The sequence below is a fragment of the Methylobacterium sp. WL18 genome (genome assembly GCF_008040015.1).
Taxonomy (GTDB): domain Bacteria; phylum Pseudomonadota; class Alphaproteobacteria; order Rhizobiales; family Beijerinckiaceae; genus Methylobacterium; species Methylobacterium mesophilicum.
Map to the genome: position 1 here is coordinate 1 of NZ_VRVD01000130.1, position 9,606 is coordinate 9,606.

General features: G+C 68.3%; 10 protein-coding genes. 2 read left to right on the top strand and 8 right to left on the bottom strand.

Annotated elements, in window-relative coordinates; translation table 11 throughout:
- Nucleotides 1-283 (top strand): dihydrofolate reductase family protein (locus FV228_RS12060; RefSeq protein WP_187277715.1); only part of this gene is annotated, 283 nt, incomplete at its 5' end.
- Between the two features lie 3 nt (nucleotides 284-286).
- Nucleotides 287-913 carry a riboflavin synthase gene (locus FV228_RS12065; protein ID WP_147854842.1) on the top strand — a complete coding sequence of 209 codons (627 nt, stop codon included), beginning with the start codon at nucleotides 287-289 and terminating at the stop codon, nucleotides 911-913.
- On the opposite strand, the gene FV228_RS12070 is transcribed toward FV228_RS12065, so the two are convergent.
- The 8 genes from FV228_RS12070 to FV228_RS12110 form a co-directional block, all read right to left on the bottom strand.
- Nucleotides 910-1,344 (bottom strand): PaaI family thioesterase, encoded by a 435-nt coding sequence (locus FV228_RS12070; protein ID WP_147854843.1) that lies wholly within the window; start codon nucleotides 1,342-1,344, stop codon nucleotides 910-912. The genes FV228_RS12065 and FV228_RS12070 overlap by 4 nt on opposite strands.
- Before the next feature lie 349 nt (nucleotides 1,345-1,693).
- On the bottom strand, nucleotides 1,694-3,265 hold the full coding sequence (locus FV228_RS12075; protein WP_147854844.1) for a SpoVR family protein: 1,572 nt from the start codon (nucleotides 3,263-3,265) through the stop codon (nucleotides 1,694-1,696).
- A 244-nt stretch (nucleotides 3,266-3,509) separates the two neighbouring features.
- A complete protein-coding gene (locus FV228_RS12085) occupies nucleotides 3,510-4,811 on the bottom strand; it encodes a YeaH/YhbH family protein (RefSeq protein WP_147854845.1) in 1,302 nt (433 codons plus the stop codon).
- A gap of 190 nt (nucleotides 4,812-5,001) precedes the next feature.
- A complete protein-coding gene (locus tag FV228_RS12090) occupies nucleotides 5,002-6,954 on the bottom strand; it encodes a PrkA family serine protein kinase (protein WP_147854846.1) in 1,953 nt (650 codons plus the stop codon).
- A gap of 228 nt (nucleotides 6,955-7,182) precedes the next feature.
- Nucleotides 7,183-7,638 carry a 4-aminobutyrate aminotransferase gene (locus tag FV228_RS12095; RefSeq protein WP_147854847.1) on the bottom strand — a complete coding sequence of 152 codons (456 nt, stop codon included), beginning with the start codon at nucleotides 7,636-7,638 and terminating at the stop codon, nucleotides 7,183-7,185.
- A 160-nt stretch (nucleotides 7,639-7,798) separates the two neighbouring features.
- Nucleotides 7,799-8,173, bottom strand: coding sequence for a hypothetical protein (locus FV228_RS12100; protein ID WP_147854848.1), 375 nt, complete (start codon nucleotides 8,171-8,173; stop codon nucleotides 7,799-7,801).
- A gap of 95 nt (nucleotides 8,174-8,268) precedes the next feature.
- Nucleotides 8,269-8,754, bottom strand: a complete 486-nt coding sequence (locus FV228_RS12105) for a MerR family transcriptional regulator (RefSeq protein WP_147854849.1) — start codon at nucleotides 8,752-8,754, stop codon at nucleotides 8,269-8,271.
- A 335-nt stretch (nucleotides 8,755-9,089) separates the two neighbouring features.
- A complete protein-coding gene (locus tag FV228_RS12110) occupies nucleotides 9,090-9,419 on the bottom strand; it encodes an integration host factor subunit alpha (RefSeq protein ID WP_147854850.1) in 330 nt (109 codons plus the stop codon).
- Nucleotides 9,420-9,606: the final 187 nt, after the last annotated feature.

The window sequence follows — 9,606 nt, forward strand, 5'->3', positions numbered from 1 at the left end:
CACCGGCCGCGTCGAGCTGCCGACCGCGCTGGCGCATCTCGGGGAGCGCGGTTTGACGCGGCTGTGCAGCGAGGGCGGCCCACGCCTTGCCGACGCCCTGGCGCGGGCCGATCTGATCGAGGCCTGCACGCTGGTCACGGGACCGGCCGAACTCGGCCCGGCGGGCGGCCTGAAGGCGCTCGGACCGGATCTGACCGTCGCCTTGGCGAGCGAGAAATTCAGGCTGGCCGAGCGGCTGCAGCTCGGCCCCGACGAGGCCGCCACCTACGAGAGGATGTCGTAATCCATGTTCACCGGTCTGGTCAGCGACATCGGCACCATCGTCTCGATCTCGGGCGAAGGCGACCTGCGGCGGATCGCGATCCGCGCCTCCTACGACCCGGCCACCATCGCGCTCGGCGCCTCGATCGCGTGCTCGGGCCCGTGCCTGACCGCGGTCTCGGTGGAGCCGGCCGACGGCGGCTGCGTCTTCGCGGTGGACGCGGCCGCCGAGACCCTGGCCCGCACCACGGTCGGCCGCTGGACGGCGGGCGCGCGCATCAACCTGGAACGGTCCCTGAAGATCGGCGACGAACTCGGCGGCCACCTGGTCACCGGCCATGTCGACGGCGTCGCCGAGATTTTGGAACGGGAGAGCGTCACCGCCGGCGCCTGGGGGCCGAGCGACCGCTTCACCCTGCGCGCCCCGGCGGGCCTCGCGCGCTTCATCGCCGAGAAGGGCTCGGTCTGCCTCGACGGCACCTCGCTCACGGTGAACAGCGTGGACGGCGACGTCTTCTCGGTGCTGCTGATCCCCCACACCCTCCAGGTCACCACCTGGGGTGCGCGGCGCGCCGGCGACGGGCTGAACCTGGAGGTCGATCTGATCGCCCGCTACGCGGCCCGGCTCACGGAGGCGCGGCCGGGCGCCTAACTGCGTTCGGGCGGGATCGCGTAGGTGCCGGTGGCGTGGCAGACGAGGGCGTCGCCGCCTGGCGCGGTAATCCCGACCTCGCCCACCGCCAGCCGCCGCCCGAGCTTGAGCAGGCGGCATTCGGCCACCAGGTCCCCCGGGGCGGGCTTGCGCAGGAAGTTGAAGGTCAGGCTCGTGGTCACCGCCAGCGCGACCGGGCCGATCTGGGCGAGGATCGCCGCGTAGAGCGCGTAATCGGCCAGCGCCATCATGGCCGGCCCGGACACCGTGCCCCCCGGCCGCAGGAAGCGTTCCTGCCCCTCCATCCGCATCCGCGCCGTGAGCGGCCCCACCGCCTCGAGATGGAAGGCGCGCCCGCCCGCCTGCATCTGCGGGAATTCCCGGTCGAGGAAATTTTTGGTCTCTTCGAGGGTGAGGATCGGGGCGCTCATGCTTGCTTGCAGCATGGCTTGGGGGGCTGGGGCAATCCAGTCAGGACGCTAAATCCACCTGAAGTCGCGGCGAGCCCGATCTACTTCAGCGTGCCTGGTAAAACAGTTCAGAATGAACCGCCTTGTCATTCCGGGGCGCCGCAGGCGAGCCCGGAATCCAGATCCGCTGTCGGTGCAGGACCTTGGAACTGTCGGCGGTTATGGATCCCGGGTTCCGCTACGCGGCCCCGGGATGACAAAGTGGATGTTTAACCGGCAGTGCGAGCTGTAGGCCTTTGGACGATCACTCTTAAAGCCACCGTTGCTGTGCCGCCAAGAGGCATGCACGCGATGGCAGCGGGTCCCCTGGTCAAAAGAAGATCGGCCGCGCGCTGGCGCCGATCTCGCCCAGCACCGTCCCGGTGGCGGGCTCGACCTCCTTGAGGACCACGTCGTAGCCCCACAGGTCGGCGAGGTGCTGGAGCACCCTTTTGGCGTCGTCCTTCTGCAGGGTGATCTTGTTGATCGCCTTGTGGTGCAGGATCAGGCGGCGGTCGCCTTCGAGGTCCACGTCCACCACCTCGATATCCGGGTCGAGCCAGGCGACGTCGTACTGGCGGGCGAAGGAGCGGCGCATCTTGCGGTAGCCGCGCTCGTCGTGGATCGCCTCGACCCGCAATTCCGGCTCGTCGGGGTCGTCGACCACGTGGAACAGGCGCAGGTCGCGCATCAGCTTGGGCGACAGGAACTGCTGGATGAAGCTCTCGTCGCGGTAGTTCGCCCAGCAATCGCGCAGCACCGCCATGGGGTCGCCGGTGCCGGCGATGTCGGGGAACCACTCCCGGTCCTCCGCCGTGGGCTGCTCCACGATGCGGGCGATGTCCTGCATCATCGCGAAGCCGATCGCGTACGGGTTGTGGCCGCCATAGGAGCGGTCGTCGTAGTTCGGCTGCCGGATCACGTTGGTGTGCGATTGCAGGAATTCGAGGTAGGCGGCCTCGGTGATCAGCCCCTTCTCGGACAGGGAATTCATGATCCGGTAGTGGCTGTAGGTCGCGCAGCCCTCGTTCATCACCTTGGTCTGGCGCTGCGGGTAGAAGTACTGCGCCACCAGCCGGACGATGCGCAGGATCTCGCGCTGCCAGGGGCGCAGCCGCGGCGCGACCTTCTCCAGAAAGTAAAGAATATTTTCCTGCGGCAGTTCGAGCAGGGCCTTGCGCCGCTCGGCGGCCAGGTCCGGCCGCACCGCGCCGGTCTTCTGCGGCAGGGTTCGCCACAGGTCGTTGTAGATCTGCTCGCCGTGCTCGACCCGCTCGCGCTCGCGGCGCTGCTCGGAGGCGAGGTCCGGTCGCTTCTTGCGCGGGTAGCGGTGGACGCCCTGGCTCATCAGCGCGTGGGCGGCGTCGAGCACCTGCTCCACCGCCTGGTGGCCGTAGCGCTCCTCGCAGCGGGCGATGAAGCTTTTCGCAAAGTCCAGGTAATCCAGGATGCCTTCCGCGTCGGTCCACTGCCGGAACAGATAGTTGTTCTTGAAGAAGTGGTTGTGGCCGAAGGCGGCGTGCGCGATCACCAGGGTCTGCATCGTCGCCGTGTTCTCCTCCATCACGTAGGAGATGCACGGGTCCGAGTTGATGACGATCTCGTAGGCGAGACCCATCAGGCCGCGCCGGTAGCCGGCCTCGTGCTGGGCGAAGTGCTTGCCGAACGACCAGTGCTTGTAGAACAGCGGCATGCCGATCGACGCGTAGGCGTCGAGCATCTGCTCGGCCGTGATGATCTCGATCTGGTTCGGATACCAGGACAGCCCGAGTTCCGGCCCGGCGATGCCCTCGCAGGCGTCGTGGATGCGCCGGATCGTGTCGAAGTCCCAGTCGTTGCCGGTGAACAGGGGCTTTTGGCCGCCGGAGATAGTCTGGGGCGTCCGTGCCTTGACGAGCGTCATGCGGCCTCCCGTTCGATCCGACTGTGTCGCGTATACCCGCGGGACGGAAACTCCCTCCCCCCTCTGCGGGGGAGGGTGGCCCCTGCGTCAGCAGGGGTCGGGAGAGGGGAGCGACGGTGAAGAACTAAGCTCCAGCCTACACGAGAGCTGCGCCCGCGCCTGAAACCGGGCTCCCCTCTCCCGACCCCCTTCGGGGGCCACCCTCCCCCGCAGAGGGGGGAGGGAGACGCGGCGCGGGCCATCCTCACGCCTCCGCCTCGGCCCGGGCGTCCTTGCGGCCGAACAGCTCGCGGAAGACCGGGTAGATCTCCCGCCGGTGGTTGACCTTGCGCATGGCGATCGGGCCGCCCGCCTTGGCGATCGCCTCGTAGGTCCGCCACAGGGTGGTGCGGTGCTCCACGAAGCCGGCCCGGGGGCCGTTCTCGTCGCCGACCTCCAGGTAGGCGAAGTGCTGGCAGGCCGGCAGGATGTGGGCCCGCAGCAGCTCCGTCGAGGTCGGGCCGTCGGAGGAGACGTTGTCGCCGTCCGAGGCCTGGGCCGCGTAGATGTTCCAGTCGTCGGGCGAGTAGCGCTCGGCGATGACCCGCTTCATCTCCACCAGGGCCGACGACACCAGCGTGCCGCCGGTCTCCCGGGAGCCGAAGAAGGTCTCCTCGTCCACCTCGGTGGCCCGGTCGGTGTGGCGGATGAACACGATCTCCACGTGCCGGTAGCGGCGGGTCAGGAAGATGTGCAGCAGGATGTAGAACCGCTTGGCGAGGTCCTTCATGTGCTCGGTCATCGAGCCGGACACGTCCATCAGGCAGAACATCACCGCCTGCGCGATCGGCCGCGGATAGGGTTCGAACCGGCGGAAGCGCAGGTCGATCGGGTCGACATACGGGATGCGCTTGGCGCGCTCGCGCAACTTCAGCAGCGCGCGTTCCAGGTCCGGCCGGCCCGGGTCCGAGTCGCGCAGCGCGGCGAGCTGGGCCTCCAGCGCCGCGACCTCCTCGGGCTTCGGGCGCTTGAGGGCGATCCGCCGCGACATCGAATTGCGCAGGGTGCGGGTCAGGGCGAGGTTGGCGGGCGAGCCGGTCACCGTGTAGCCGGCCCGGCGCAGCCCCTCGGTCTCGACCACCGCGAGCCGCCGCTTGGCCAGATCCGGAAGCTCCAGATCCTCCAGGAAGAGTTCCAGGAACTCCTCGCGGGTGAGCACGAAGCGGAACGCGTCCTCGCTGTTCTCGCCGCCGTCCCCGCCCTCGCCGGAGCCGCGGCCGCCACCGCCGCCCGGGGGCCGCTCGATCGTGTCGCCCTCCACGTAGGTCTTGTTGCCCGGCAGGATGTGGTCCTGCAGGCCGGTGCCGGGCTGGCGGGAGAACCGGGGCTCGCGCACGCCGTCGGCGGGCACGCTCACCCGGCCGTCCTTGCCGAGATCCTTGATGTCCTTCTCGCGGGCGGATTCGCGCACGGCGCGCTGGGCCACGTCCTTCACGCGGCGCAGGAAGCGCTGCCGGTTGGGGAGGCTCTTGCCCCCTGGATTCAGGCGTCGGTCGACGATGTGCATACGCTGCGAAAACCCTCGTCCGCGTGTTCCGGCCGGGTCGGGCCCCGTGTCGTACCATGCTGTTCAGGGAGGGATGGATCCCTCTTTCGCAGCAGGCCCGAGAGCCTCGCCGGCCGGTCGTCCGAAACTGTGGCGGCGGAGGGTCGAAACCGAGCCCGGTCGGAGTCGCCCCCGCCGGGCCCCTCGCCCCTCAGCCGGCCTGCTTCACCCGCATGTACCATTCCACCAGGCGGCGGACCTGCCGCTCGGTGTAGCCGCGCGCCACCATGCGCTCGACGAACTCGCCGTGCTTCTTCTCGGTGTCGCCGTCCTTCTTCGAGCCGAAGGAGATCACCGGCAGCAGCTCCTCCACCTGGGAGAACATCCGCCGCTCGATGACCTCGCGCAGCTTCTCGTAGCTGGTCCAGCTCGGGTTGCGGCCCCCGTGCTGGGCGCGCGAGCGCAGGGCGAACTTGACCACCTCGTTGCGGAAGTCCTTCGGGTTGGCGATCCCGGCGGGCTTTTCGATCTTGGTCAGTTCCTGGTTCAGCAATTCGCGGTTCAGCAACTGGCCGGTCTCGGCGTCCTTGAAGTCCTGATCCTCGATCCAGGCGTCGGCGTAGTCGATGTAGCGGTCGAACAGGTTCTGACCGTAATCGTGGTAGGATTCGAGGTAGGCCTTCTGGATCTCGTGGCCGATGAACTCCGCGTAGCGCGGGGCCAGCTCGGTCTTGATGAATTCCAGGTACTTCTTCTCGGTCTCGGGCGGCAGCTGCTCCCGGCGCAGCGACTGCTCCAGCACGTACATCAGGTGCACCGGGTCGGCCGAGACCTCGGTGGTGTCGTGGTTGAAGGTGGCGGCCAGCACCTTGAAGGCGAAGCGGGTCGAGATCCCGTCCATGCCCTCGTCGACGCCGGCGGTGTCCTTGTATTCCTGCATCGAGCGGGCGCGGGGATCGACCTCGCGGAGCGATTCGCCGTCGTAGACCCGCATCTTCGAGAACACGTTGGAATTGGCGTGCTCGCGCAGGCGCGACAGGACCGAGAACCGGGCCAGCATCTCCAGGGTGCCGGGGGCGCAGGCCGCGTCCGAGAGTTCCGAGCCGGAGATCAGCTTCTCGTAGATGTGCTGCTCCTCCGCGACCCGGAGGCAGTACGGGACCTTGATCACGTAGATGCGATCGATGAAGGCCTCGTTGTTCTTGTTGGTCTTGAAGGTCTGCCACTCGGATTCGTTCGAGTGCGCCAGGATGATGCCGGTGAACGGGATCGCGCCGATGTTCTCGGTGCCGACGTAATTGCCCTCCTGCGTCGCGGTGAGCAGGGGGTGCAGCATCTTGATCGGCGCCTTGAACATCTCGACGAATTCGAGGACGCCCTGGTTCGCTCGGTTGAGGCCGCCCGAGTAGGAGTAGGCGTCGGGATCCGCCTGGGACAGGGTCTCCAGCCGGCGGATGTCGACTTTGCCGACCAGCGAGGAGATGTCCTGGTTGTTCTCGTCGCCCGGCTCGGTCTTGGCGATGGCGATCTGACGCAGCCGCGACGGCCGGACCTTGATCACCGTGAAGCGCGAGATGTCGCCGTTGAACTCGTCGAGGCGCTTGAGCGCCCAGGGGCTCATCAGCCCGGTGAGCCGCCGGCGCGGGACGCCGTAGCGCTTCTGGATCTCGTCGCCCATCGTCTCGGGATCGAACAGCCCGAGCGGGCTCTCGAACACCGGCGAGACCTCGTCCCCGGCCTTGAGCACGTAGACCGGGTGGACCTCCATCAGCGCCTTGAGGCGCTCGGCCAGCGACGACTTGCCGCCGCCGACGGGGCCCAGCAGGTAGAGGATCTGCTTGCGCTCCTCCAGCCCCTGCGCGGCGTGGCGGAAGAACGAGACGATCCGCTCGATCGTCTCCTCCATCCCGTAGAATTCGCGGAACGCCGGGTAGGTGCGGATCGTCCGGTTCATGAAGATCCGGCCGAGGCGCGAATCCTTGGCGGTGTCCACGAATTCCGGTTCACCGATCGCCGCCAGGATGCGCTCGGCGGCCGAGGCATACATCAGCGGCTCGTCGCGGCAGGCCTCGAGATACTCGGAGAGCGTCATCTCCGTATCGCGGCGGGCCTCGTACCCTCGGGCGAAGCTCTGGAAAAGGTCGTTCGTCGCATGCATCGACATTCGATAACCCTCTCAGACCCTGACAGCTTCATCCTGTCTCGGCTCGGATGCAACCGACAGGCCCGCTTTTGTCGCAGCGCGGCGAACGCGCCGCGGGCCTGTCGATTGCTTGCAACACTCGTCTGGCCAAAACCCGGCCTCGACGTGCTCCAACGTTGATTTCGATCTCCTTCGAGCGGGCATTTTAGGATGAAAAACTATGCACGCGCCAGGGTTTCCTGCCTCTGCTTAGAGATCCGTGCCTTCTTTCTTGGCATCGTCGCCGGATTTTGATCCGGAGCCCCCCACAGTGATCTTGATGTTGTGAGTCTGGACTTGTCCGTCGGCGCCCTTGACCTCGAACGTCACCTCGTCGGCGCCGGTGAAGCCGCCGTTGGGCTGGTAGAACAAAGCCTGCACGGCCGCCTCCTTGTTGGGGCAGCGATAGCTCGCCGGGGTCTTCAGCTTGCCGACCTTGGTGATCACGGAACCGTTCTTGGGCGCGCCCGAGACCTTGAACTCCGGCATCGGGCCGGGGGTGCAGTCCTTCTTGAGGTTCGGGGCGATCTCGAGCCGCACGGTCTTGCCGGGCGCCACCGTCTTGGAGCGGATCACGGTGGTCTGGGCGAAGGCCGGGACCTGCGCCGTCCCGGCGAGGATCAGGCCGCCTGCGAGCAGCGCGGCGAGCGGACGTAGGGCGGTCATGGCGGCGTCACTCCGGTGCCGATCCGGGGCCGGATGTCCGGTTCCCCTGCCATCGGTCGAGGGGTCATGTGGGGACGCGGAGCACGGCCGTCGAGGGTTTTTGCGCGCGATGCCCGCCCCGGGCATCGCGCGTCCGGCCGAATCTTTTCCGGAACCGGTCCTATTCCTGCAGCACCGCGGCGACGACGCCGGTGACCCGGGCGATCTGCGCGGCGTCGAACTCGCCGGCATCGGCGAGCGGCACCGGCGGGATCTGGTCCTCGGGCAGGCGGCAGACCCGGCGGATCGTCTCGGCGGCCGCGAGCAGCTTCTCCCGGTCGGGCGGGCCCATCTCCCACAGGGGGTTGCGCAGGCGGCTGATCACCCGCTTGGCGTCCCGGTACTCCCGGTCGACGTTGGTGGCGGCCTCGATCTGGCTCACCAGGAACATCAGTTCGAGGACTTCGGAGGCGGCCTCCGGGCAGGTGCGGACGATCCGCATGATGCGGGCCATCAGTTCCTGGCTGGGAGACAGCTTGGGTTTTGGCACGGCCATGCGGGCAACAACGCGGTTTGGGGCCGGAAGGTCCGCCCCATCCGCAAGATGCATGCGCGGCATTCTCAACCGATGGGCGAGATACCGCGGGAACGCTACACGTCGCGGTCGTAGGGCCGGCGCAGGGCGTCGAGCAGCGCGCGGCAGGCCTGCAGCTCGTCGAGCACGTCCCGCAGGGCCGCCCGGTCGGGGGTGTCGGCGAGGTCCTGCATGGTGGCCTCGGGGGCGTCCTCGACCTCCTGGATCCGGGGCTCGGCCGCCCGGGCCTCGCCGCGGCCGACCGCCTGGACGAAGCGGATGCCGTTCTCCTTGAGCACCCGCTGCGCGCCCGCGATGGTGTAGCGCTGCACGTACAGGAGCTGCCGGATGCCGGCCACCAGCTCGACGTCCTGCGGCCGGTAGTAGCGCCGGCCGCCGGCCCGCTTCACCGGGCGGATCTGTCCGAATCGCGTCTCCCAGAACCGCAGGACGTGCTGGGGCACGTCGAGTTCCTCGGAGACCTCGCTGATGGTCCGGAAGGCGCCGGCGCTCTTCTCAGCCATCGGTTCGAGGGACATGTCGGCGGCGAGGGCTGGGGGCATGGCTATCTGATGCGGCGCGGGGCGGCGTCGATCTTGCCGGCCCGCGGGGCCGGGCTCAAGCCTTACCGGGAGTTGAGGCGTCTTGTTTGTCGTCTCAGCGGGAGATCAGACCGACCCGCGCGTCCCCTCCCCCCTCTGCGGGGGAGGGTGGCCCCTGCGTCAGCAGGGGTCGGGAGAGGGGAACCCAGGCTCAGAAAAGGACAGAGCAGATGTGTGGCCCGGAGCCACATTCTGCCCCGTCGCTCCCCTCTCCCGACCCGCTTCGCGGGCCACCCTCCCCCGCAGAGGGGGGAGGGAGCGCACGTCACCTCTGTAGTGGGCCTCTACCGGCCCGCTCAATCGTCATCGTCGTGCTTGTCCAGCCCGTTGAGCGCCTGGCCGTTGATCTTGGCCTTGAGGACGTTGGAGGGCTTGAACACCATCACCTGGCGGGGCTCGATCGCCACCTCGACGCCGGTCTTGGGGTTGCGGCCGACGCGCTTGCCCTTGCTGCGCACCACGAAGGAGCCGAACGAGGACAGCTTGACCGTCTCGCCCCCCGCCAGGCAGCCGCAGATCTCCGACAGCACGGTCTCGACCAGGGCGGCGGATTCGGTCCGCGACAGGCCCACCTGGTGGTAGACGGCCTCGCTCAAGTCGGCGCGCGTCACCGTCTTGCCTGCCATGCCGTGTCCCCTCGCCTGCTGTTCTCATCCGGCAGCCCACGGGCGCGACGAACTGCGCCGCACCGTGGGCTGCCGGTGTATCCCTATGATCCGGCACGCTAATCGGCGTCCGCCGCCCGGTCAACCGCGCGGGGCGGACGAATTGGCCCGGCGCCGTCCGGCGGATTGCGGCCGCCGGCGTCGGCGC